Consider the following 291-nt stretch of genomic DNA (forward strand, 5'->3'; position numbering starts at 1 on the left):
TACCGTAGAGATAGTCCATCCATAAAATTCGTCAAATCCGCGATGATTAGGAGAGGCTCCTTTATCGTAGCCATCTAAATGCCATTTGTTTACTAAGCAAGTTCGGTAACCCGCTGCGCTTAATACGGTGGCAATGGTTGTATCTTGTGGTAATAGATTAGCTCTCCTGACAATGGTGGAATCACCATTGGGATTTATTTTGATTCCGGCAATACCTCCGGCTGTACACATGTTATCCCGTATACGGGTATTTCCTGTATTTTTACCAGTCAGCAATGCACATCTGGATGG

The 291-nt window shown here is 43.3% G+C and carries 1 protein-coding gene; it reads right to left on the reverse strand.

All coding sequences use genetic code 11. The features are described from left to right. On the reverse strand, positions 1–291 hold a 291-nt coding region (locus tag P0G09_RS20140), incomplete at both ends, for a sulfatase-like hydrolase/transferase (protein WP_275253564.1).

Origin of the sequence: Faecalibacterium sp. DFI.5.82, assembly GCF_029076575.1 — a bacterium.
Classification (GTDB): domain Bacteria; phylum Bacillota; class Clostridia; order Oscillospirales; family Ruminococcaceae; genus Faecalibacterium; species Faecalibacterium duncaniae.